This window comes from Pseudoalteromonas sp. NCCP-2140, assembly GCF_023708065.1.
GTDB lineage: Bacteria > Pseudomonadota > Gammaproteobacteria > Enterobacterales > Alteromonadaceae > Pseudoalteromonas.
On the sequence record NZ_BRCZ01000001.1, the window covers coordinates 132937 to 156605 of the forward strand.

General features: G+C 41.8%; 18 protein-coding genes and 2 pseudogenes. 14 read left to right on the plus strand and 6 right to left on the minus strand.

What is annotated here, in order from left to right; genetic code table 11:
* Nucleotide 1: 1 nt before the first annotated feature.
* Both NFU46_RS20430 and NFU46_RS00710 read right to left on the minus strand, forming a co-directional pair.
* The gene (locus NFU46_RS20430) at nt 2-856 is read right to left on the minus strand and encodes a prepilin-type N-terminal cleavage/methylation domain-containing protein (protein WP_285835527.1); all 855 of its coding nucleotides are present in this window, start codon (nt 854-856) and stop codon (nt 2-4) included.
* Nucleotides 857-1092: 236 nt separating this feature from the next.
* Complete coding sequence (locus NFU46_RS00710) at nt 1093-1617, minus strand: carboxymuconolactone decarboxylase family protein (RefSeq protein WP_251598761.1); 525 nt, start codon at nt 1615-1617, stop codon at nt 1093-1095.
* Nucleotides 1618-1846: 229 nt separating this feature from the next.
* Here NFU46_RS00710 and NFU46_RS00715 point away from each other — a divergent pair, with 229 nt between their 5' ends.
* Both NFU46_RS00715 and NFU46_RS00720 read left to right on the plus strand, forming a co-directional pair.
* Complete coding sequence (locus tag NFU46_RS00715; protein ID WP_251598764.1) at nt 1847-2584, plus strand: AraC family transcriptional regulator; 738 nt, start codon at nt 1847-1849, stop codon at nt 2582-2584.
* A complete protein-coding gene (locus tag NFU46_RS00720; RefSeq protein ID WP_251598767.1) occupies nt 2584-2730 on the plus strand; it encodes a hypothetical protein in 147 nt (48 codons plus the stop codon). Before NFU46_RS00715 ends, NFU46_RS00720 begins: the two co-directional genes overlap by 1 nt.
* 28 nt (nt 2731-2758) lie before the next feature.
* Here the strand turns inward: NFU46_RS00720 and NFU46_RS00725 are convergent, their stop codons facing one another.
* Together NFU46_RS00725 and NFU46_RS00730 are read right to left on the minus strand one after the other, a co-directional pair.
* Nucleotides 2759-3157 carry a DUF2750 domain-containing protein gene (locus NFU46_RS00725; RefSeq protein ID WP_054561299.1) on the minus strand — a complete coding sequence of 133 codons (399 nt, stop codon included), beginning with the start codon at nt 3155-3157 and terminating at the stop codon, nt 2759-2761.
* An 85-nt stretch (nt 3158-3242) separates the two neighbouring features.
* Nucleotides 3243-3824 carry a TetR/AcrR family transcriptional regulator gene (locus NFU46_RS00730; protein ID WP_251598770.1) on the minus strand — a complete coding sequence of 194 codons (582 nt, stop codon included), beginning with the start codon at nt 3822-3824 and terminating at the stop codon, nt 3243-3245.
* A 331-nt stretch (nt 3825-4155) separates the two neighbouring features.
* On the opposite strand from NFU46_RS00730, the gene NFU46_RS00735 reads away from it, so the two are divergent.
* The 6 genes and pseudogenes from NFU46_RS00735 to NFU46_RS00760 all read left to right on the plus strand — a co-directional run bounded on the left by NFU46_RS00735 (nt 4156) and on the right by NFU46_RS00760 (nt 15433).
* The gene (locus tag NFU46_RS00735; protein WP_251598773.1) at nt 4156-5199 is read left to right on the plus strand and encodes an alkene reductase; all 1044 of its coding nucleotides are present in this window, start codon (nt 4156-4158) and stop codon (nt 5197-5199) included.
* 438 nt (nt 5200-5637) lie between these two features.
* A pseudogene (locus NFU46_RS00740) lies at nt 5638-5850 on the plus strand (alkaline phosphatase family protein); the annotation flags it as partial.
* A gap of 153 nt (nt 5851-6003) precedes the next feature.
* Nucleotides 6004-9348 (plus strand): exodeoxyribonuclease V subunit gamma, encoded by a 3345-nt coding sequence (gene recC / locus NFU46_RS00745; RefSeq protein ID WP_251598776.1) that lies wholly within the window; start codon nt 6004-6006, stop codon nt 9346-9348.
* Nucleotides 9335-12910, plus strand: coding sequence for an exodeoxyribonuclease V subunit beta (recB, locus tag NFU46_RS00750; protein WP_251598779.1), 3576 nt, complete (start codon nt 9335-9337; stop codon nt 12908-12910). The genes recC and recB overlap by 14 nt, the downstream gene beginning before the upstream one ends.
* Before the next feature lie 5 nt (nt 12911-12915).
* Nucleotides 12916-14991 carry an exodeoxyribonuclease V subunit alpha gene (gene recD / locus NFU46_RS00755; RefSeq protein ID WP_405030589.1) on the plus strand — a complete coding sequence of 692 codons (2076 nt, stop codon included), beginning with the start codon at nt 12916-12918 and terminating at the stop codon, nt 14989-14991.
* A complete protein-coding gene (locus NFU46_RS00760) occupies nt 14978-15433 on the plus strand; it encodes a GNAT family N-acetyltransferase (RefSeq protein WP_251598783.1) in 456 nt (151 codons plus the stop codon). Before recD ends, NFU46_RS00760 begins: the two co-directional genes overlap by 14 nt.
* Here NFU46_RS00760 and NFU46_RS00765 read toward each other — a convergent pair.
* Together NFU46_RS00765 and NFU46_RS00770 are read right to left on the minus strand one after the other, a co-directional pair.
* Nucleotides 15430-16059: a trimeric intracellular cation channel family protein gene (locus NFU46_RS00765; RefSeq protein ID WP_062565213.1), complete on the minus strand. Its 630-nt coding sequence runs from the start codon at nt 16057-16059 to the stop codon at nt 15430-15432. The genes NFU46_RS00760 and NFU46_RS00765 overlap by 4 nt on opposite strands.
* Nucleotides 16060-16188: 129 nt before the next feature.
* Nucleotides 16189-17478, minus strand: a complete 1290-nt coding sequence (locus NFU46_RS00770) for an amidohydrolase (protein WP_248526505.1) — start codon at nt 17476-17478, stop codon at nt 16189-16191.
* Nucleotides 17479-17587: 109 nt separating this feature from the next.
* Between NFU46_RS00770 and NFU46_RS00775 the strand changes: the two genes are divergently transcribed.
* From NFU46_RS00775 to NFU46_RS00800, 6 genes and pseudogenes are all read left to right on the plus strand, one after another.
* Entirely contained in the window at nt 17588-18250 is a 663-nt protein-coding gene (locus NFU46_RS00775; protein ID WP_175078206.1) for a Crp/Fnr family transcriptional regulator, read from the plus strand.
* Between the two features lie 54 nt (nt 18251-18304).
* Nucleotides 18305-18709, plus strand: a complete 405-nt coding sequence (locus tag NFU46_RS00780; protein WP_251598786.1) for a hypothetical protein — start codon at nt 18305-18307, stop codon at nt 18707-18709.
* A 104-nt stretch (nt 18710-18813) separates the two neighbouring features.
* On the plus strand, nt 18814-19317 hold the full coding sequence (locus tag NFU46_RS00785; RefSeq protein WP_251598789.1) for a DUF962 domain-containing protein: 504 nt from the start codon (nt 18814-18816) through the stop codon (nt 19315-19317).
* A 21-nt stretch (nt 19318-19338) separates the two neighbouring features.
* Nucleotides 19339-20127 (plus strand): SDR family oxidoreductase, encoded by a 789-nt coding sequence (locus tag NFU46_RS00790; RefSeq protein WP_251598792.1) that lies wholly within the window; start codon nt 19339-19341, stop codon nt 20125-20127.
* Nucleotides 20128-20305: 178 nt separating this feature from the next.
* Nucleotides 20306-21307, plus strand: a pseudogene (locus NFU46_RS00795) (branched-chain amino acid aminotransferase); the annotation flags it as partial.
* Nucleotides 21308-21468: 161 nt separating this feature from the next.
* Nucleotides 21469-23622: a prolyl oligopeptidase family protein gene (locus NFU46_RS00800; RefSeq protein WP_251598798.1), complete on the plus strand. Its 2154-nt coding sequence runs from the start codon at nt 21469-21471 to the stop codon at nt 23620-23622.
* Nucleotides 23623-23669 lie beyond the last annotated feature (47 nt).

Genomic DNA, 23669 nt, shown 5'->3' on the forward strand with positions numbered 1-23669 from the left:
TTTAATCATGATGCCCATGCTGTTGGCCTATATGTTGATCTGGATGTTTTACCCAGCCAGGAGGCCAATTCAAGTTAGAACCAGCATTACTTCGACTGCCCGATTCTGAATCACCATTGGTACTAGTTTCTGTACTTGTACTCGTTTGGCTACCTGTGTTGCTATCTCCACTATTTCTGTCTGGAGGAGGGGTGTTACCTGTGTTACTTGCGTCAGGAAGTTGAGTATTACCTGTATTGCTAGTATCAGGTTGCTGATTAGTCCCTGCATCAGTTAGTTTTGGTGCTTGATTTATTTTGGGAGGGTTTGTATTTGTTTCTGAAGGTATTAAATTGGTTTGGTGAGTCTCATAAGGTGTTGCTAATGCAATAATCATCATATTAGGAGTCACAAAAGAATGTTTTAATTCAGTTACATGATCCAAGGCATTGAGTACATTCAATCCGTTTTGACTATTTGCTTTTAAAAATAATACAGGAAAAGCCTCATGACCAGTAAAATTAAAATAACCAGAGTGATTAACTAACTGAGCTGAAAATTGAATACCAAACTCTTCTGAAAATTGATTGGCAAGCCCAGGTAAATAGCTTGGGGCTTGACCAAAACTTGAACTTGAAAGCTGATTTGGCTTTGCTAATGCATCAGGTGAAGTTGCAATAACATCCTGATAAGCAAGGCCGATAGAGTGGATTCTATATAATAAGGTGGCTGCCTTAGACTCATTTACATAGCCTTGATAATTAGGCAAGGCGATTAAAGACAAGATCCCTATAATTGAGATGGCTACCATAAGCTCAACTAATGTGAACCCTTTACTTTTAAAAGAGTTGAGCTTTATCAAAATCGTTGATTTCATTAATACAATTCACTATTTAAGTAATATCTTCTTAAATATAGACAAACTTATAGTTTTTTCATCTTAGTTGTATTTTTATTTTTTTAACTTAAGGCGAGTTAATCAAGTGAATTCAATACTCTACAATTTATTTAGTTGAAGCTTAGCAGAGGCGTTTTCTAAACTATCCGAAAACTTAGACAAATTTCAATGTGAAGCAAAATTCTCGGATAAAATAGAGTACTTATACGCTTTTCTTAACCCACCATAGCAAAGTGCTTTTCAAGATTACATTTGGCACGCATCGCTATGTGACTACTGACTTTCCTTGCAAGTTCTATCACTAATAATTCAAGTTGTTCACGACTATAACCAAGTAATACACAGCGTTTAAGTTGCTCGCTAACTAAGCTGCTGGCATCGTCTAGCGCAAATAAAGCGCCTAAAGAGGCAAGCTCAAATACCTTGTTGTTTTGCTGATCTAAACCAAAAGGTAGTTGGCCAAATGTGAGCGCTGTTTTTAGTTGCTGCTCTGTGCGTTTGATAAGCAACGTATTTGAACCTTTAATATCATCAAGGGACTTTAAAACCTCTAGTGCTAGCAATGCTTTTGGCACCCCAGAATACACACTGATATGCGGTAAAATATCACACAACTCTTGCATTGAAACGCCATCATTCAATGCGTGCTGACATGCTCGTTTTAACAAGGGCTTGTCATGAACGGTGACCAAAGCAGCGATCGCGACAAACACAAATAAATCCGTGTTGTTATGGTTCATAATTTCTCTTTTGATTTTAGATATTGAATGTATTGAGGTTTTGTAGCATTGGCTGATTGCAAAGAGCATGCAATCGAAAAATTGAAAATACATTATGGTTGATGATGGCGATTTCTGCTTGCCATAAATGATTTAATTTTTGCCTAAAATAACGAACTGTTACCTAAAATGGTCCTAACCTCAAATTACGGTGATACACTTAATTGAGTATTTCTTAGAGGTAATCTAAATGCGTCAGGCATTAATAGAAGCGGTTAAAGCGATAGCGATTGCAGACGGTAATTTTGAAACAGCAATTCCTGAGTTATTGGTGTTCAGACGAAGCGAAGTTTCATTACCGATGGCCTGCGTGTATGAGTTAGGGCTGGGTATTAGCTTGCAAGGTGCAAAGCGAGTTGTGTTGGGTGAACATAGTTATGATTACACTGACGGCCAATCATTAGTGACCTCAGTCGATGTGCCCGTAGCTTCACAAATAACGCGTGCTAGTAAAGAGCAGCCATTTTACGGCATTTACTTACGTTTAGATGCCCATGAAATCAGCCATATTGTTGCTGAAATGGATTTTGCTGGGCAAGACAGGTTCCCTAAACACCAAGCCATGTCGGTGGTTGATACTGACAATGGCTTACTTGATGCTTTACTTAGGCTTATTCAACTCGACAAAGAGCCTCAATTAAAAGCTAACCTTGCGCCACTTATTAAAAAAGAAATTATATTGCGCTTGTTAAATAGTCCGCACAGCCCTTATTTAAGGCAAATTGTGATGTCAGGCTCTGCCCATCAAAAAATAGCCAAGATCTTATGCTGGTTAAAAGAAAACTACACGAGTCAATTTTCAATTGATGATTTAGCCCGTGATGCACACATGAGCCCGTCGACATTCAGGCTACATTTTCGTGATGTGGTAAAGATGAGCCCATTGCAATACGTAAAAACTTACGGTTGCAGGCGGCAAGGCAATTAATGCTGAATGAGCGAATTGATGTGGGCTCTGCGGCTTTAAAAGTGGGTTACGAGAGTCCATCCCAGTTTAGCCGCGAGTACACACGCTTTTTTGGCAAGCCACCGATAAAAGATATTTCGGCACTGCGGTTACAACAAATCGCATAAAAAAAGGGAGCGCTTGGCTCCCTTGTACTTAAAATCGTCTTTTTGGCATTCTCAGTTGTGAGTCAAACTCATCGGGGAATAAAATGGTGCCGTCGTCTTGGTCTGTTGGGAATACAGCGATGAGTAAGTCATCTTGCTCAAGGCCAGGTGTCCAGCGACTTAACCAGTCTTTTACAGGGATGGCTTTTGGGGTGCAGTCTTGCCATTCACCGGTTGCCCAGCTTTGGGCAAATTCACGACTAGGCCATACAGGCACGCAGTCGTCGTCTTCGTTTGAGAGCATGACGCAGCCATGTTCATCATTGAGGATCCACACTTGTTTAAACTCTTGTACCGTTTCAAACATATAAGCGAGTCGTTTCTTAGCGCCTAAGGCGAGTACAGCATCAAATTCAGTTTCAACACGTTTAGCAGTTGCATTATTCATGACAGGCTCACTCTTTTAGTTATACACAGCTACACCTTAATCATAAGGTGATAAATTAATATGACAAGTAAAGTTAATAGCTAAATTAATTTACTAATGCAGCAAATAGATCGTCAGCAAGTTGTTGCAGAGATTTAGGGTCTTGATTTGTCAGCGCATAGGTACGAATACCGTATATGCCCATCACTAAAAAGCGCGCCAACTGTTGCGCTGACTTGCTACTTATAAATTCGTTGTTATCTAGCGCTTTTTGAAGTTGTTCGGCGAGGGCATGCTCATAAGCGTTTAAGTTACCACGCAGCACAGTGCAAATTTGTGGGTCGTTGCCTTCAACCTCAGAAATACTCTTTGTAAGCAAGCACACTTTAGCTACTTCACCTTCAATACATTCATCAACAATCACAGTTAAGTAATGTTTGAGGGTCGATAAAATTGATTGTTGGTCATTAAAAAGGGCGGTAAATTGTTGGTTTCTATCTTTTTGATACTGCTCGGTAGCGGCTAAAAACAAGCCTTTTTTGTTGCCATAAGCCGCGTAAATAGAACCCGGGTGAAGGTGAGTTACTTCTTTTAATTTTTGCATACTGGTCTTCGCATAGCCATATTGCATAAAAGCATGCATGGCTTGGCGTAGTACAAATTCAGTATCAAATTCAGCAGTTCTCATTAAAGCTCCTCACGGTATATAATACCAATCCGCAATAATACTTAGTCATTTTGAGGGATTAAACCTGTCGCTACCCGCGTTAAAAATTTCTGATTTACGACTGCATGGATGCAGAAGGTAGAGCAATGCAGGAGCAATTGCCGAGCACAACTAAATAACGAAATTTTTGCCTTGTTATCAACGAGGTTTTCTTGCCTCAAAATAGACCACTTAATTAAGCGAATTGGTATAAACGAAGTTTACGTAATCTTGAACGATTATTCAAAATAAACCTTGAAGTGTGTATGTTTCGCCCTTATCTTGAATGCATGTTCAAGATAAGGATAAAACCATGACAACCGATTTACTTTCTCCGTTTAAATTAAACGACAGCATAGAGCTGCAAAACCGAGTACTAATGGCACCACTTACGCGCTGTATGAGCGACGATAACCTAGTACCAACCCAAGCGATGGTTGATTATTATGCACGCCGTGCTGATGCGGGCTTAATTATTAGTGAAGCAACGATTATCCGCCCAGATGCCCAAGGTTATCCAAATACGCCGGGTTTATTTACTAGTGAACAAATACAAGGTTGGAATAAAGTGACCGATGCTGTGCACGCGAAAGGAGGCAAAATGTTTGCTCAGCTTTGGCATGTAGGTCGTGTTGCTCATCCTCACTTTTTTGGTGGTGATGTACTGGCACCATCAGCAATTGGTATTGAAGGTTCGGTACCAAGAATGCGTGAATTAACTTACGTTACTCCAAAAGCGGCAACCATTGAAGACATTCAAGGTCTAATTGCTGACTACGCTAAAGCGGCGGAAAACGCAATTGAAGCGGGTTTTGACGGGGTTGAAATTCATGGTGCAAATGGTTACTTAATTGATCAATTCTTACACTTTGCTGCCAACCAACGTGAAGATCAATACGGTCAAACACCAGAAAACATGTCGCGTTTTGCTCTTGAAGTCGTTGATGCTGTAGTGGCTGCAATTGGGGCAGATAAAACTGCATTACGTTTATCGCCAGGGGCGTATTTTAATATGACCGAAAGTGACGGTGATAAGGCGGTATTTGATTATCTATTACCAGCCCTTGAAACGCGTAATCTTGCGTACTTACACGTTGGTATTTTTGATGACAGCATGCGCTTTGCAAGCTTAGGTGATAAGTCAGCATCTGAATATATGCGCGGTGCGTACAAAGGTACCTTAGTCGGGGTAGGTAGCTATAGCTTTGAGACAGCTAATCAAGCTATCGATAATAACCAATTTGACTTAATTGCGATTGGTCGCCCATTCATTGCGAACCCAGATTACATCAGTAAAGTTAAAAATGGTGAAGCGTTAACACCATACAGCGACGAAATGCTGGCTGAGCTGATTTAAGCAAACCTAATAATATTGTCCAACCAACAAGCGCTCAGTTAATTTAACTGGGCGTTTTTTCTAATACTTTCTTATTTATTAAAAAGCATAAAGTAAATGGTGTGATTATTGTCAGTGGCGATACCCACTGGGGTGAGCTGTCTAAGTATCAACAAAACCTAGATTATCCAGATACCCAAACCACCCCAAGATCTAGAATTCAGCGTTTCTCATGGGCTTAATATCAAGGCGTTACTTTGCAGGAATGGCATTCCCTTTTAAGAAGTAACAACGCAGAGAGTAAGTTCATGAGAAGCGCCCTACGGGTTGGTTTAAAAGCGATTTATCCAGCGTTATTGATTTTAACAAGGGAATAACCATTCTTTTCAATCAATGCCTTGCCTAAATCGCTTTTAATTCCAACTGAAACTCGAATCTTGGGGTGGTTTGGGTATACACGAGATGACTAGCTCTGGGCTTACAGAAAAGTGGAAAGATGTTAGCCCTAATAAACACCGTGTGGGTGATTACACTCATGAGGTTAACTACGGCGATTTAACAATCGATTGGCAAAAAGCAGACCCTACCATTCGTATTGCGCTTAAAGGTATCAAGGGTGATGAGATAATGCACACCGAGTTCGCGTTATCGACGATAAGCCCATACCAGTAGATATTGCCTGCAGCGTATATCCTTAACATATGCCCGCAGCTCATGCCCGCAAACATGGAATAAGCCTTGTTTGCGGGTATTTCTCTCTATCCCATCTAATTAAAATATCTTACACTGTGTCAATTAGTTAGTTTCAAGCAAGGACAGTGTAAAGTGCTGAATATAATTCAATCAAATCGCATGGAAGCACTGCAAGCGCGGTTTCACGCTCTTCTTAAAGTTAATCCATTAACGAGTCCCTTTAAAAAAGAAATTGTGCTTGTGCAGTCACCAGGTATGTCGCAGTGGCTAAAAATAGGTTTAAGCGAACACTTAGGGATTGCCGCTCAGGTTGATTTTCCGCTGCCTTCGAGTTTTATATGGCAGCTTTACCAACAATTATTGCCTGATGTACCTAGTGAATCACCGTATAACAAAGCGAACCTTGCTTGGAAGCTGTTTGCTATTTTACCAAACTGCATTGATGAGCCGCTGTACTTACCGCTGAAAACCTATTTGGATGGTGACAGTGAAGGGCAAAAAACCTTTGCCTTGTGCGAGAAAATTGCCGACGTTTATGACCAATATTTAATGTATCGTCCCAATTGGATTGCCACTTGGGAGCAGGGCATCGATGAACTTGATGATGTTGATGTAGGCATTGCGCCATGGCAGCCAGATCTCTGGCGTAAGCTGGTGGCGCACAGTAAAGAGCTTGGGCAAAGCCAATATCACCGCGCCAATATGCAAGACAAACTCCTTGCAGCCCTTGAAAAAATGGACGCAAGCCTATTACCTGAGCGCATTAGTTTATTTGGTATTTCTGCAATTGCGAGTAGCCAGCTTGAAGTGTTTCAGGCCATTGCAAAAAAAACGCAGGTGTTTTTGTTTTTCTTCAACCCCAGTGAGCATTACTGGGGTGACACACTCGATGAAAAAACAGCAGCTAAGATTGCCGCTAAATATGCCAAACGCCCGCAGCTACAAGCGCTTGAAGACAGCGCTAAAAACCCTGATCACGAGTACTTTTTTATCGGTAACCCGTTACTCTCGTCATGGGGTAAATTAGGCCGAGACTATTTTGAGCAGTTACTGCAACTTGATGCGCAGTGGCTTGACGGATTTGATAACGATTTTGATCAAAGCTTGTTATCGCAAATACAGTCTGAAATTTATCAATTAGCTTTTAAGGGTGAATCACTAACGCCTGATAAAGAATGGTTTATTAATGACGAAGGCAAGTTGCCAATTCAGGCAGACGATACCAGTATTGTGCTGAGCGATTGTCACACGCCACTTCGTGAAGTAGAACGACTACATGATTACTTACTCAATTTATTCAATGAAAATAAAGCGCTAACTCCGAAAGATATTATTGTAATGATGCCAGATGTTGGCACATACAGCCCGTATATTGAGGCGGTGTTTGGTGGTGCCGAAGGGCGACGTTTTATTCCTTATGCGTTAGCCGATTTAGCCATAGAACAAGAAAAACCCGTACTTAGCTCGTTTGCTAGTTTAGCCGATTTACCTTACTCACGCTTTGGTGTGTCTGACATTCTTGATTTACTGCAAGTCACACAAATTGCCGAAAAGTTTAACCTTGAAGCTCATGAATATGAGCAAATTGGCTTTTGGCTTGAACGCGTTGGCGTTAAATGGGGCTTAGATGCCGCCCACAAAGACAGTTTTGGCTTACCCGCAATAGATTTAAATACCTGGCAACATGGCCTAAACCGCTTGTTACTTGGCGTTGCACAACGTGATGAACAATTGCCGTTTTCGGGGATTTACAGTGCCGATGAAGTTGAAGGCATGGCATTAAATACCTTAAATAAACTCATTGAATTTATTGATGTACTGGCCCGATATAAAGCTAAGCTGCAAGCTGATGCACCGCTTAATGAAAAGGCAGAAATTCTAAAAGAATTATTAAGCGATGTGTACAGCGATGAAGGTGAACAAAGCTGGGATTTATTAGTACTGCAAAAAGTGCTCGATACACTGATTAAGCATTATGATAATGGCGATTACCAACAAGCCGTTTCGCAGCGTATTGTGAGTTACTTGGTTAAACAAGGTATTCAAGAAAAAGGTGTAGGGCAGCGCTTTTTAGTGGGGCAAGTTAACTTTTGTACGTTGATGCCAATGCGTGCGGTGCCATTTAAAGTAGTGTGCATGCTAGGTTTAAATGATGCAGATTACCCACGTACCGTTCAGCCAATTGGTTTTGACTTAGTGCCTTTCTCAAAACGCCAAAAAGGCGACCGTTCTCGTAAGCTCGACGACCGTTACCTGTTTTTAGAAGCGATTTTAAGTGCTCGTGAGAATTTATACATCAGTTATATTGGCCGTTCTTGCTTTGATAACCAACCAAGAATGCCCTCAACTTTAGTGAGCGAGCTTTTGGAATACATAGCCCGTAGTTTTGAATTTGCTGATAAAGACACTCACTTAAAGCTACCTGAGGCGCTGATTAATTATCAGCACTTACAGCCATTTAACCCGGCTTATTATCTGACCACTAACAAAGAAGGTAATAAAAGCCAAACTGATGACGAGCAAAAAGCAAATAAACCGCTAGCCACACAATTACACAGCTATAACCCCGTGTGGATGCCAACTCAAGCTGTTAATCCTGAACCACAGCAAGCGCTTAGTGTTCAGCCAGAAAGCAGCGTTGAGTTAACTCAGTTTATTCGCAGTATTTGCCAGCCGCACGAGAGCTTTTATCAGCAAAGTTTGGGTTTACGCTTACCGCAATTTAACGATATTGCTAAAGATGAAGAGCCATTTAGTTTAGATGCATTACGCCGCTACTTTTACCTTGATGAAATTCTCGAAGCGAGCATTCAAGAGCTACCGCTTAATAAAGCGCAAATTATGCAGCGCGGTGAATTACCCCAAGCCCATGTTGGCGATCTTGTGTTTGAAAGTATGCAGCACCGAGTTGATGCGCTTGCAGGGCAAGTGAAAGCGCATATTCAAGGTGATGAAGCATTACCCGTTGAAGTAAATATTAAAATAGCCAATACCACACTAGAAGGTTGGTTAAATCATATTTATGGTCAAAAACAGGTGTTTTATCGCACCGCCAGTATTAAAGCAAAAGATGTAATTCGTGGCTTTGTGCATCATTTAGCGGCGCAAATAATGGGCCAGCCGGTTGAAACCCTCATTCTTGGTTTAGACAAGCAAATTAGTTTTTCACCCTTGTCAGAAGACGATGCCCGTAGCTATTTAAATGATTGGTTTTCGCTTTATGAAACGCTTTTAACTCGCCCTGTGGCGTTTTTCCCGGTCAGTGGTTACGAGTACATAAAAACAGATAAAGACATGGTTAAAGCAAACAATAAATTCGCGCCGCAATACATAGGCATAGGTGAAGGTGAGAACCCATACATTCGCTTAACCATAAAAAGCCTTAAAGACTGTGAAGAAGAGTTTATAAAATGGAGCGAGCTGCTGTTATCGCCAATTGTTGAATTAGCACAGGAGGCAGATCATGCAAACGCTTAATCCAATGAGTATGGCGCTGTGTGGGCAAAGCCTTATTGAAGCCAGTGCCGGTACAGGTAAAACCTACACCATCACAGGTTTGTATTTACGGTATTTGTTGGGCTTACAAAAAGCGACCGGTGAAGATGAACAATTGAATACGCCGCTGAGTGTTGAGCAAATACTGGTGGTGACTTTCACCGAGGCCGCCACCCAAGAAATTAAAGACCGTGTGCGGGCGCGTATAATCGATGCCAGAGATGCACTGCTTGGTAAAAAGCCCGGTGATGAGCTGATTGAGCAAGTAATTAACGAGGTAACTGACAAACACGCCGCATTTGATTTGCTAGACGCTGCGGCAAAGTCGATGGATGAAGCCGCTATATTCACTATTCATGGCTTTTGTCAGCGAATGCTGAAACAACATGCTTTTGAATCCGGCGTGGCGTTTAACTTAGAGTTTATTCTAGATGAGCGTGAGCTTATTCAAGAAACCCTTAATGACTTTTGGCGTGCCTTTGTTTACCCACAATCAAAAGAGCGAACGCAAGCAATTACCGATATTTTCCCAGTGCCGGCGTCACTGTATTCACAGGTAGTGAGTTTACTCAATAAACAAGGGGCAACAATTACCCCTGAGTACGACCTTGACGATATATGGCAAGCGCGCGACAACTTCGTGGCAAAAGTACCGGCATTTAAAACTGCGTGCCGTGAGAGTGAGTTTATTAATGCTGTAAAAGCATCTGATTTAAGTGGTTCAAAAACCCCAGGCCGAAAAAACAGCCTTGCTGCGCTTGAAGAGTATATAAACAATGATGAGCTATTTTTTGTATTTGGTACCAGCAAATACTCGTTCGAAGTGTGGAGCACAGAGAATTTAAGCGACCCTGCAAATTATAAGAAAAACGGCAGCTTGCTGAGTCATGAAATGCTGACTCAGTTTGATGAAATGGCTAAAATCAGTAGCCTTATCAATAACGGCTTGAATATTGCGATAGTGCAATACGCAGCTAAATGGGTCGCAAATGCATTAGTTAAGCGCAAGCAAGAGCAAGGCGTTATTACTCCAGATGACTTACTGAGTAATTTGCATCAGGCGCTTTTAAGTGAGCAAGGCCAAGCGTTAAGTGAAAAAATTGCCGCTTTATTTCCAGTTGCCATGATTGACGAGTTCCAAGATACCGACCCAGTTCAATATGGTATTTTTAGCCGCATTTATGGCATTAAAAACACCACGCTTGCCATGATAGGCGATCCAAAACAGGCTATTTATGGCTTCCGTGGTGCAGATATTTTTACTTATATTGGCGCAAAACAAGCCGTTTCAGATGATAAGCAATATACCCTAGATACCAACTACCGCTCAAGCGAAGGGGTTGTTGATAGTGTAAACCGTTTATTTGCTAAAAATGCTAATAGCTTTATTTACAACGATGCGATTCCATTTCAAAAGGTCAATGCGAAGGGAAAACAGCAAGACAAAGCGTTTTTAATAAACGGTGAAATGCCCAGTGCGTTTGAATTTTCGGTTTTTGTTGATGAGTACGCCGAAGCCAACAACAAGCCAACCAGCAAAGGGGTAGCTCAACAGGCATTGGCTTTGCAATATACGAAAAAAATTACTGAGCTACTCAAGCAAGCTAATGCAGGCCATGCAACTATTGCAGGAAAACCACTTACTGCTGCCGATATCTGTGTGTTAGTGCGTGACCGAAACGAAGCACAGTTGATGAAAACTGCACTGGCAGAAGCCGCCATTGCCAGTGTGTATTTATCGCGAGATAGTGTTTTTAACCAAGAGCTTAGTCATCATTTACTGAACTTTTTAACGGCATTGCATGGACAGTATGATGAATCATTACTGCGTGGTGTGCTTGCTGGGCCATTGTTTTGCTTAAGCTACAACCGCATTTATGAGCTTCACGAAAATGAAAGTGCATGGCAAGAGCATTTAAACTTTTTTGCTCAGCTTGCTCACATTTGGCATAAACAGGGCGCTATGGCGATGCTCGAGCGTTTATTAAGCCATAATCAACTTGCAGCGCGCTGGCAAGGCTTAGGCTACAACGTTGAACGCTGGCTCACCGATTTCCGCCATTTAGGGGAGACCTTACAGCAAAAGCAAATTGAGCTTGAGGGCACCCACAGATTGCTGCGTTGGTTTGCGCAAAAAGTCAGTCAACAAGATGGTGAAGCGGTGCAAGTACGCCTAGAAAGCGATGCTAACTTGGTGAAAATTGTCACCATGCACGCCTCAAAAGGCTTAGAGTACCCGATTGTATTCATGCCGTTTGCCTGTGGCTACCGTGAAAGCAAAGAAGCCCTTTACCATAAAGACGGTAAGCTGATTTATGACCTTGCTAAAAGTGACGACGCAATGCAAAAAGCAGAGCAAGAGCGCTTGGCTGAAGATTTACGCTTGCTCTATGTGGCATTGACTCGTGCCGTGCATTTTTGCTCTGTGGGTATGTATAATATTTCGCAAGGTCGTAGTGCTCGCCCTGGTATTCAAAGTACCAGCATTGGCCACGTATTATTTGCAGGGTTAGAGATTAAATCGGGCGATGAATGGCGCGCGTTGTTACAACAATTTTGTGAAGGCTCTGCGCACATGCACTATGAGGCGTTTAGCGAAGCGGATGAGCTTGAAAAGTTAACATTTGCTGGTGCTGACAGTGAGCAAGCCTATCAAGTTAATACTGTTAAAGCAGACATTCAGCGTGATTGGCGCTCAACCAGCTTTAGTAGCTTAACGCTGAAAAAGCATACTGATCATATTGAGCTTGGTCGCAGTGATGAAGATCACGAAAAAGATGAGTTTTTAGCCCAAAATGCCAATGCTTTAACACCTTACAGCTTCCCAAAAGGGGCAAAGCCGGGTAGTTGTTTGCATGAAATATTTGAGCAATTAGACTTTACCGACCCTTATGCGTTAAAGCGTCCAGCCACTGAGCAAGACGACCACGCTCTAGATAAAGTGATTAAAACGTTATTCGAAAAATACCATATTGACGATAGTTGGCAGGAAATGACCGAGCAGTGGATCCTTGCTGCACTGAATTGCCCATTAAACGATAAAGGCCTTAGTTTATCAGTACTTGAGCCTGATACCTGTTTGGTCGAAATGGAATTTAACTTACCGCTGTTATCGCTCTCAAGCGATAAGCTTAACCAGGTGTTAGTAAAACACTTTAACTTACCCGGGCAGCTTGATTTTAGTGAGGTACAAGGCTTACTAAAAGGCTTTATCGATTTAATATTTTGCTGGCAGGGTAAGTATTATATTCTTGATTATAAATCGAACTTTTTAGGCAATGGTGCGGCTGACTACCAACATGAGCAACTAGAACAGGCCATGACCAGTCACCAGTATCATTTGCAGTATTTGATATATACCGTGGCATTGCACCGCTTATTAAAACAACGTATTCAAGATTACGATAGCGATACGCATTTAGGCGGTGTTTACTACACCTTCTTACGTGGTATGAGCGAAGGGCAAGGGGTGTACTTTAATCAGCTTACTAAACAGCAAATAACTGAGCTTGATAGCTTATTCGCACAAGGAGCCATGCTATGAGTCAAATGACATTCGGCTTTGATGACCATGAGCCAAACGAGCCAATGAATAAGCAACCACAGCAGCCAGCACAACATACCCAAAGCGACTCAGTGTTACCTGCCACAGAACTTAAAACGCAGCCTTTACTGAGTTATTTACTTGAGGCAAAACGTATTCGCTTAGTTGATGTTAAACTCGCAGAGCTATTGACTGGCACAGAAACAGTAGCCGGTTCACAATCGTTCATAGAGAATAACGATGCAGCGCATAATGAGGTTTTTTACCTGATTTTATTACTTGCGGCCGCGCAGCAAAGTCAGCACAGCTGTTTAGAGCTCGTGAATATAAACTGGCAAAACCCGTTTGAAATAAGAGAGCAAAGCCTAGCTGATGCCAGCATTGCAGCCCCTGAGGTTTTAACCCCGTTTGATATGGAATTTGGCCTTAATGAGGCTGTTAATAAACTAATGAATGCTGAGTGTGTCGGGGACGACAAACCACTGCTATTGTTCGCGAATAAACTTTATTTTGCCCGACTGGCTGAATACGAAACCACACTGGCTTCGCGTTTACATCATTTAGCAACGAAAGAACTCACACTTGATGAAGCCGAATTAACGGCATTACTTGAGGTGTATTTTCCTAATAGTGAACATACAACCAACCCAAGCGATCCTATTAAAACATTAAACTGGCAAAAAGTAGCCTGTGCGATTGCCGCAACAAAAGGCTTTAGTGTGATCACTGGCGGCCCAGGTACCGGTAAAACCACCACAGTAACTAAGCTACTAGCAATATTACAATCTTTGTATGCCAGTGCACCGCTAACAATTAAGCTGGTTGCACCGACAGGTAAAGCGGCAGCGCGTTTAACCGAGTCGATTTTAGGGGCAAAGCAAAAGCTTAGTATGATCCCTGATAATATCGCTCCACTTATTCCTGAAAGCGCGCAAACGATTCACCGTTTACTGGGCGTTATTCCGCATACCAATAAGTTTCGCCATAACAAGCGTAATCCGCTGCATTTAGATGTACTGATCATTGATGAGGCATCGATGGTAGATTTATCGCTTATGGCAAAACTAATCGAGGCACTACCGAGCCATGCAAGACTTATTTTACTGGGTGATAAAGACCAATTAGCCTCGGTTGATACGGGCAGTATTCTTAGCGACCTATGCCAAGGCTTAGAGCTTGGCAAAATGCCTGATTACAGCAGTGAAAGAGCAGCGCAGCTTAATCGCGTTTGTTTTAATAATCAGAGCGAAATACCCGCGGCGAGCAGTCATTTTGTACTTAACGATTGTATTGCGTTTTTACAGCAAAGTTATCGTTTTGATGGCAGCAGCGGCATTGGTCAATTAGCACAAGCTGTAAATACCAATAACAGTGGCTTACTGGGCTACGTTGAGCAAACGATTAATCAAGGTGGCTTTAAAGACCTTAAACTTAATTACAGCGTAATTAGTAAACCGATTGAGCAATTTGTGCAACAAGCGGCGTTGCAATATCACGATTATTTGCAGCTTATCCAGCAAGGGGCAAGTGTTGCCAGTGTGCATAAAGCATTTGCGCATTATCAGTTACTGGCTGCAGTCAGAGAGGGAGATTATGGTGTAAATAGCCTTAATCAGCGTATTGAAAAAGCACTGGCTCAACAAGGTTTAATTTCGCCATATCAAAGGCATTACGTGGGTATGCCAATTATGATCAGCCAAAACGACTACCAGCTAAAACTGTTTAATGGCGACATCGGTATTTTAATGCACGATGAGCAAGGTCAGTTAAAAGCCATGTTTGTTGATGAACAAGAAAATATTCGTGCCTTTTCGCCCGCACGTTTACCTGCTCACGACAAAGTGTATGCCATGACAATTCATAAGTCGCAAGGCTCTGAATTTGCTTACACAGCAATGATTTTACCACCAATAAAACAGGCTAATCAGGGCATTAACAGGCAGTTGGTTTACACGGGTATCACCCGCGCGAAAACCACATTTGAGCTGGTGGCCGATAAAAATGTATTGCTCATGGCGATGAATAAATCAGTTACTCGTGCATCGGGTTTATACGATAGGTTAAAACATGAAGCTAGTTAAAGTAACGAGTGACCAACTAAACGAGTTAATGGGTTGGTTTAACTCAGAGGCTGAACTGCGTATTTGGTCTGGGCCATTTTTTAATTACCCATTTGATACGCAAAGCTTTAAAAAAGATTTAAACCTAGATGCGCTGAATTCCTTCGCGTTGGTTAATGACGAAGGCCTGATGTTAGGGTTTGGTCAATACTATTTACGTGAAGGTCGTTGCCATTTAGGGCGGCTAGTTATCGCGCCAAGTGAACGTGGTAAAGGTCTTGCAAAAGTGTTGATAAATTTACTAGGAGAGCAGGGTAAACAGCAATTGAACTGCGATAGTTTGTCGTTGTTTGTGTATAGCCACAATACCCTTGCTAAAACAGCCTATGAAAAACTGGGTTTTATACAAACCCAGTATCCAGCGGACATGCCACTCGATGGCTGTATTTATATGACTTGCTAAGAGCGTTTAAAGCTGCTTTTACGAAACAGATTAGGTTGCCAGCCAAAGTGTATGGCGCCTAATCTTAAACAGACCGTCACAGCGAATGCGCCAAGAATGCACCAAATATAACTCACCTCTAGGGTGAATAAAGCCGCGTAAGTTAACCCGCCAGATAAGCAAGCGGTTGAATAGAGCTCTTCACCCATTACTAAAGGCACTTCTCGGCAGATCACATCACGCATCAGGCCACCAAAAATACCTGTGGTCATACCCATAGTGATGGCTACAACCATATCTGCGCCGCCGATCAGTGCCTTTTCGATACCAATAATGTTGAAAATAGCCATCCCTACGGCATCCATTAATAGCATGGTGGTGTTACTTAAATCGGGTAAGTGACGAATAGATAAAATAGAGGCGAATATGGCTATGTAAGTTGCGTACAAATAATCGGGTTGAGCTATCCAAAATACAGGTTTGTTAAGCAATATGTCTCGAAGTGTGCCACCACCCAGAGCTGTGACTGTGGCAACGACTACCACACCAAAACCACCAACACTTTTTTCATGGCCCAGCAAGGTGCCAGAAATAGCAAAAAACGCTACACCGATAATGCTTAAAAAATGAAAGTATTCTGATGTCATGGGGTTTCCTTACCTGTTTATAGTAATCTAACCCTAGCAAAATGAACTTTATTGATGCTGAACAACTAAGAAAATAGGGCGGGTAGTGATGTCACCCGCCAGAAGGGAATAGTGATTATATCAATCCGCTTATTTAAGGTAATCAACCACTAATTGCGTCATTGCATTTACGCCAAGCTGTAAAGCTTTTTCGTCTGCAAAAAAGTGTGGTGAATGGTTACTTGGTGCTGTAACTGCATCTTGACCTTTTGGTGTGACACCTAAGAAAAAGAACATGCCTGGTGTTTCTAAGGCGTAGTAACTAAAGTCTTCGGCACCTGTGATAAGTGGCGTTGTGATCAGGTTTTCTTTGCCAACCACACCAGCAAGAGTTGGTGTCATTTTCTTGGTTAATTCAACATCGTTCACTGTTACTGGGTAACCATGATCAATGTGAACATGTGCTTCTGCGCCACCTGATTCAGCTACCATCTCAGCGGTTTTAGCTAAACGTTTTTTAATGTCAGCACGCATTTCTTGGTCAAAGGTACGGATTGTGCCAACCATTTCAACTTGATCAGGGATGATGTTGTTACGCACACCGCCATTAATGGCACCAAATGAAACTACCGATGGCGCTTTGGTCACATCAACTTGGCGTGAAGCGATGGTTTGTGTTGCCATAATGATTTGTGATGACGCCACAATTGGGTCAACCCCATTCCAAGGGCGTGAGCCGTGAGTTTGGCGACCTTTTACTGTGATTGTAAATTTGTCGGCGCTGGCCATTAGCGGCCCTTCACGAAAACCAATTTGTCCGGTATTAAGTGAGCTGGTTACGTGTAAACCAAATACGGCTTCTGGCTTTTCTTTAAATAAGCCTTCTTTAAGCATCAGCTCAGCACCACCTTCTTCGCCATCAGGAGCACCTTCTTCAGCAGGTTGGAAGACAAACAGAATATCACCCGCTAGTTGGTCTTTAATTTTTACTAAAGACTCAGCGGCTGCCATTAAAATAGCCACATGGTTATCATGACCACAGGCATGCATTACGCCAACGGTATTGCCTTTGTACTCTGTTGTTTGAGTTGACGCGAAAGGTAAGTCTACTTGCTCTTTTACAGGTAGTGCATCCATATCTGCACGCAGCGCAATAAGCGGACCTTTTTTGCCCCCTTTAAGTTTGGCAACCACACCGGTATGAGCCACACCTGTTTGAACCTCAAGGCCTAACGAACGTAAATGCTTAGCTACGTATTTGGCTGTTTCAAACTCACGGTTACTAAGCTCTGGGTATTGGTGTAAATGACGGCGCCATTTAATGACTTTTTCGCTGACGCTTTTATTGGCAGATTTAAGTTCAGTATTAACATCACTAGCAAATGCAGGTGTAGAAATAGCACTAAGAAGTAGGCTGGTCGAAAGTAGTTTGTTTAACATCCCGTATCCTTTTATTATTTAGATATCCAAACAACCTGTGAAACGCTGAATTCTGCATTTTGAGGTGGCTTGGATATATGCACACAACAACAATGTAAAGGATAAACACTTGAATGAACAAGACCTTTCGGTAATTAACCAAGACAAATGGTTTAAAAATCGCACACAATTATTTAGGGACAAGCTAGTAAAAAATGCTAAATTAATCACCTTAAATGCTGGTGATGCATTGTTTTTGCGTGGTGATGAAAATACCGGTCTGTATTGTGTTATTAATGGCGTGCTTAGAGTTTCTGGGGTTAATAGCCAAGGCAAAGAAGCCGTGCTCAGTTTTGTAACCAGTGCTATGTGGTTTGGTGAAGTGGCTCTGTTTGATGGTGGTAAGCGCACCCACGATGTGTATGCTCAAACTGCGGTACGACTTTTACACGTACCTGAGCGGGCATTAAGCCAGTTATTACAAGAAAGCCCTGCATATTGGCATGATTTTGGGCTTCTGCTTACCAATAAAGTGCGAAACCTGTTTGACTCATTAGAAGATCACGCACTCCTTACAGCAAAGCAAAAGGTGAGTAAGCGGTTATGCATGCTTTATCAATCGTCACACCAAAGCTGTTTGCCGCTTACCCAGCAACAACTTGCCGATATGACCTATTTAACACGGCAAACCATTAATCAAATTTTACAATCCCTGCAAGCTGATTCAATTATTAATCTTAAATATCAAACGATTGAAATTATTGATATCGATAAATTGCAATCTCAATGCTAGTTTGGAACTAAAATTGCTACAAAGTTGTAATCAAGCTTAAATGGAAGACAACTTGTGGCAATTACATTTCATAATCAATATAACCCTTATCACGCTTCGGCTGCTGCTAAGCTATCGCAAACAACTCGCCTCGATGATGTGAATACCATGCATACGCCAGCATCTTCAGCACAACAACTTTTACAAAAGCAGCCTGAGCCCAGCTCTTTTTTAGCACAAGCTCAAGAAGCTTTGGTTTATCAGCGGCTCGGGGTTGATAAAGAGAAAATTGATGAAATAAAAGCGCAAATAGAGAAGCTTGCTGAACAAATGCAACAACAAGGTGCCGATACTAAAGCACTGCAAGAAAAAATGAATGAGCTGCAAGCGATGCTCGATGAAGAGTATCAAAAAGGTCGCGAACGCATGGATATGCGACCTGAAGCTGAAAAAGGCAAAGTTATTGATGCGCTGGTTTAATGTGTGAGTTTAAGCTAGCAACTTTAAATGTCGGCTAGTTGACATTCTTGGTGGTGAATTTTCTGCTAATCTGAATTTTGAACACAGTTTTGGCAGGAAAAACAATGAAAACATTAAAACAACAACTGACAAATTACGCCCTTTATCACCGTTCTAAACGCAATATTTACACTCACTTTATCGGCATTCCATTAATTGTATTTGCAATTATTTGTTTATTAAAACGCGTCACGCTTATCTCAGAGCCTGCCGTTATCTCCTTGGCAACCGTGGTGATTGCACTCACCTGTCTTTATTACTTAATGCTTAGCTTATCTATGGGGTTAATTATGGCTGTATGCTTAAGTTTGTTAAGCATTGCTGCTGAGCCTGTGGTGTCGCTTTCAACAGAGTTATGGCTAGCTGTGAGCATTGGCAGTTTCATTGTTGGTTGGGTGTTTCAGTTTATTGGTCACTATTTTGAAGGTAAAAAGCCAGCCTTTGTTGATGATTTAATTGGTTTGGTCATAGGCCCGTTATTTGTATTAGCAGAGTTCTTGATTATGCTTGGTTTTTATAAAGATATTGCTGATCATATCGAACAAAATGCAGGGCCTAACAAAGCATAACAACAATAATAAGGAACACACATGCAATTAAATGGTAAAACAGTTTGGGTAACTGGGGCATCATCTGGAATTGGTGAGGCACTTTGTGAGCAACTGGCAGCAAAAGGGGCAACGCTAGTATTGTCTGCCCGTAATGAGGAAAAACTCAACGCTCTTAATACAAGACTCGGTGGTAATCATCATGTGGTCGCTCTTGATTTGGCAGAGCCCGAAGCCTTACTTGAAGATATGCCAGCAGTGATCGAGCGAATTGGCCGCATTGATGTTCTTATCAATAACGGTGGGGTGTCGCAGCGTAGTCTATTTTTAGAAAACGAATTTACGGTTTATCGCCAACTGATGGAAGTAAACTACTTTGGTTTAATTGCTTTAACTAAGGCGGTCGTACCACAGATGGTGAAGCAAGGTATGGGCATGGTGGTATCAATTAGCAGTGTAGCGGGTAAAGTCGGTTCAAAGTTCAGAACTGGATATTCGGGTTCTAAGTATGCGGTCGTGGGCTTCATGGATTGCTTAAGAGCAGAACTAGCCGATAAAAATGTGAATTGCCTGACTATTTGCCCAGGTTCAATCAAAACAGCCATTGCACATAATTCGTTAGATGGCCACGGTAAACCGCAAAATAAGCCAGAGGAATCAATTGAAAACGGCATGGATGTGGCAAAAGCGGCTGCAAAAATGATTAAAGCCATTGAAGCCGAGAAAGATGAAGTTGTTATTGGTGAAGGAATAAGTGGTTTAGCACCGACTATTAAGCGTTTTTTCCCGGGCTTTTTTAACCGCCTCACAGCAAAAATGAACTACAGATAATTTACAGTCATTTGTTAGTGAATGATTCTCAGTAAACAATGCGCAACTTGGGTTGCGCATTTTTTGTACCAAATGGTCGGATTATTATCACTTTAATCGATAAAAGGCACTAGTTTGCTATGGTTAAACGGGGATGGATTAGCATACAATGGGGTAAAAGTAGTCCAAACAAGAGAGAACAACAATGGCCGCATTTGGTACTGTATTTATGCCACAAATGATCCAAGCACGTTTTGCTGATAACTCATGGAGTGAAAGCGCGCTGGTCCCATCTGATAAAATCGAATTACATGCGGGTGCTCACGTATTACATTACTCAAGCACCTGTTTTGAAGGATTAAAAGCATTTCGTCACGAAGATGGCTCGGTCTATATCTTTCGTATGGATGCTAACATTGCTCGTATGAAACAAAGCTCTAAGTTACTAAACTTACCTGACTTTGACGAAAGCATGCTTGAGCAAATGATCAAAGACATTGTAAAAGAGTACGCAGACGAAACACCAACACCGCCGGGTTCAATGTATATTCGCCCAACCCATATTGGTACAGAAGCGGCAATCGGTAAAGCGGCTGCACCGTCAATGAGTTCCTTGCTTTATGTATTGCTTTCGCCAGTAGGTGATTATTTCTCAGGCGGTGCTACAGCATTACGTGTATTACTTGAAGAAGACGGCATGCGCTGTGCACCACACATGGGTATGGTTAAAAGTGGTGGTAACTATGCAAGTGCATTAGGTCCAATCTTAGAAGCTCGCTCAGAGCATCAAGCAGACCAAATTTTATTCTGCCCAGGTGGTGATGTACAAGAAACTGGTGCTGCAAACTTCATTCTAATTGATGGTGATGAGATCATCACAAAAGCACTTGATAGCACATTCTTACACGGTGTAACGCGTAATAGTATTTTAACGATTGCGAAAGATTTAGGTATGACAGTATCTGAGCGTAACTTCACTGTGTCTGAATTACTAGAAAGAGCCGCTAAGCCGGGTACTGAAGCTGCATTATCAGGTACCGCTGCGGTACTGACGTCGGTTGGCACGCTTATTCATAACGACCAACAGTTTAAGGTGGGCTCGGGTGAACCAGGTGAAAAAGTTGCTAAATTACGCCAAGCATTAAATGATATTCAATGGGGTAAATCAGCAGATACTCATGGCTGGCTAACAAAAGTATAATCGCTTAGCAAATACATGCTTTGAAGAGCCACGTTACTACGTGGCTTTTTTGTTTTTACATTGGTTTACAGCACTTTCAGTGTTTAACCGCAAATTACTAGACATTCTAATGCTTTAATTTTACTTTCATTTTATTAACAATAACTAAAAGTAAATTTATTATGATCAAGAAAACACTAGCATGTGCAATTGTTGTTGCATTGGCGGGCTGCGGTGAATCTACCCCAACAAAAACAGAACAAACAGTAAAAACTGCAGAGGTTAAAGCTGCTGTGAATTATCCAGAAACTAAAAAAGGCAATGTTGTTGATGAATACTTCGGTGAGAAAGTAGCCGATCCGTATCGTTGGTTAGAAGACGATATGAGCGACGAAACAGCCCAGTGGGTGAAAGCCGAAAATGACGTTACCTTTTCTTATCTAAAAAATATTCCTTATCGCGATGAGCTAAAAACTACGCTTGAAAAGTTGATGAACTACGAAAAAGTCACAGCGCCATTTAAAGAGGGTGAATACACTTATTTTTATAAAAACGATGGTCTGCAAAATCAGTACGTAGTTTATCGTAAAAAAGGCGACTCAGAAGCTGAGGTGTTCTTAGATCCAAATACCTTCAGTAGCGACGGCACAACCTCAATGTCGGGCTTAACATTCACAGAGGACGGCACGCTAGCGGCCTATCAAATCTCTGAAGGCGGCAGTGACTGGCGTAAAATTATCATTATTGATACAGCGACTAAACAACCAATTGAAGAAGCATTAGTCGATGTAAAATTCAGCGGTATCTCTTGGCTTGGCAACGAAGGATTCTATTATTCGAGCTACGATAAGCCAAAGGGTAGTGAGCTGTCTGCAAAAACAGATCAACATAAAGTTTACTACCATAAGTTAGGCACGGCACAAGCAGATGACCAATTAGTTTATGGTGGCACTGAGGCTCAGAAACATCGTTATATAGGTGCTGATGTAACCCGTGATAATCGTTATTTAATAATTGCAGCAAGTACTTCAACTTCAGGTAATAAACTGTTTATCAAAGATCTAACTAAGCCTGACAGCGAGCTAGTGACGATTTTAGATAACACTGACTCAGATACCTCAATTATTGATAATGACGGCTCGAAACTGTATTTAGTGACTAACTTAAACGCGCCAAATAAACGTGTAGTGACTGTTGATGCAGCTGATCCAAGCCCAGAAAATTGGCAAGATTTAATCCCAGAAACTGACAATGTGCTTAGCCTTTCAAAAGGCGGTGACTACTTCTTTGCTAAGTATATGGTTGATGCGATTTCGCAAGTAAAACAATACGATAAATCAGGAAAATTAGTACGCGACATCAGCCTGCCAGGTGTGGGAACTGCATATGGCTTTAGCGGTAAGCACGATGCACAAACGCTGTATTACTCATTTACTAATTACACTACACCAGGCAATACCTATTCGTTTGATGTTGAATCAGGTAAGTCTGATGTGTACCGCAAGTCGGGCGCTAAATTTAATAGCGAAGAATATATCTCTGAACAAGTGTTCTATACATCAAAAGATGGCACCAAAGTTCCGATGATAATTTCGTACAAAAAGGGCACCGAACTTAACGGTAAAAATCCGACTATTTTATATGGTTATGGTGGCTTTAACGTGAGCCTAACACCAAGCTACAGCCCTACAATTGCGGCATGGCTTGAGCACGGTGGTATCTATGCTGTTGCTAATATTCGTGGTGGTGGCGAATACGGTAAAGAATGGCATGTAAATGGTACACAGCTTAAGAAACAAAATGTATTTGATGACTTTATTGCTGCGGCTGAGTACTTAAACGAAAAACAATACAGCTCACCTGATTACTTAGCGGTACGTGGTGGCTCAAATGGTGGCTTATTAGTTGGTGCGGTTATGACACAGCGCCCTGAGCTATTTAAAGTTGCGCTTCCTGCTGTAGGTGTTTTAGATATGCTGCGTTACCACACCTTTACAGCGGGTGCTGGTTGGGCGTATGACTACGGTACGAGTGAACAAAGTAAAGAAATGTTCGAGTACTTAAAAGGCTATTCACCAGTTCACAATGTAAAAGAGGGTGTTAGCTACCCAGCAACCTTAGTAACAACAGGGGATCATGATGACCGTGTTGTGCCTGCGCATTCATTTAAGTTTGCAGCAGAGCTACAAGAAAAAGGTGCGAAACAAAATCCGTATCTTATTCGCATTGAAACAAATGCAGGTCACGGTGCAGGAACACCAACAAGTAAGATCATTGATCAATACGCTGATATTTATGGCTTTACCCTATATAACATGGGTGTTAAATCGCTATAAGATATTTTTTAACTAAAATGAAAACGCCGAGCTAAGCTCGGCGTTTT

What these genes read in the sequence shown, in the direction of transcription:
- NFU46_RS00710 (WP_251598761.1), bottom strand. Translation starts at nt 1,617, where the DNA reads ATGAACCATAACAACACGGATTTATTTGTGTTTGTCGCGATCGCTGCT.
- NFU46_RS00735 (WP_251598773.1), top strand. Translation starts at nt 4,156, where the DNA reads ATGACAACCGATTTACTTTCTCCGTTTAAATTAAACGACAGCATAGAG.
- NFU46_RS00790 (WP_251598792.1), top strand. Translation starts at nt 19,339, where the DNA reads ATGCAATTAAATGGTAAAACAGTTTGGGTAACTGGGGCATCATCTGGA.
- NFU46_RS00725 (WP_054561299.1), bottom strand. Translation starts at nt 3,157, where the DNA reads ATGAATAATGCAACTGCTAAACGTGTTGAAACTGAATTTGATGCTGTA.
- NFU46_RS00765 (WP_062565213.1), bottom strand. Translation starts at nt 16,059, where the DNA reads ATGACATCAGAATACTTTCATTTTTTAAGCATTATCGGTGTAGCGTTT.
- NFU46_RS00720 (WP_251598767.1), top strand. Translation starts at nt 2,584, where the DNA reads ATGCTGAATGAGCGAATTGATGTGGGCTCTGCGGCTTTAAAAGTGGGT.
- NFU46_RS20430 (WP_285835527.1), bottom strand. Translation starts at nt 856, where the DNA reads ATGAAATCAACGATTTTGATAAAGCTCAACTCTTTTAAAAGTAAAGGG.
- NFU46_RS00760 (WP_251598783.1), top strand. Translation starts at nt 14,978, where the DNA reads ATGAAGCTAGTTAAAGTAACGAGTGACCAACTAAACGAGTTAATGGGT.
- NFU46_RS00770 (WP_248526505.1), bottom strand. Translation starts at nt 17,478, where the DNA reads ATGTTAAACAAACTACTTTCGACCAGCCTACTTCTTAGTGCTATTTCT.
- NFU46_RS00715 (WP_251598764.1), top strand. Translation starts at nt 1,847, where the DNA reads ATGCGTCAGGCATTAATAGAAGCGGTTAAAGCGATAGCGATTGCAGAC.
- recD (WP_405030589.1), top strand. Translation starts at nt 12,916, where the DNA reads ATGACATTCGGCTTTGATGACCATGAGCCAAACGAGCCAATGAATAAG.
- recB (WP_251598779.1), top strand. Translation starts at nt 9,335, where the DNA reads ATGCAAACGCTTAATCCAATGAGTATGGCGCTGTGTGGGCAAAGCCTT.
- NFU46_RS00730 (WP_251598770.1), bottom strand. Translation starts at nt 3,824, where the DNA reads ATGAGAACTGCTGAATTTGATACTGAATTTGTACTACGCCAAGCCATG.
- NFU46_RS00800 (WP_251598798.1), top strand. Translation starts at nt 21,469, where the DNA reads ATGATCAAGAAAACACTAGCATGTGCAATTGTTGTTGCATTGGCGGGC.
- NFU46_RS00785 (WP_251598789.1), top strand. Translation starts at nt 18,814, where the DNA reads ATGAAAACATTAAAACAACAACTGACAAATTACGCCCTTTATCACCGT.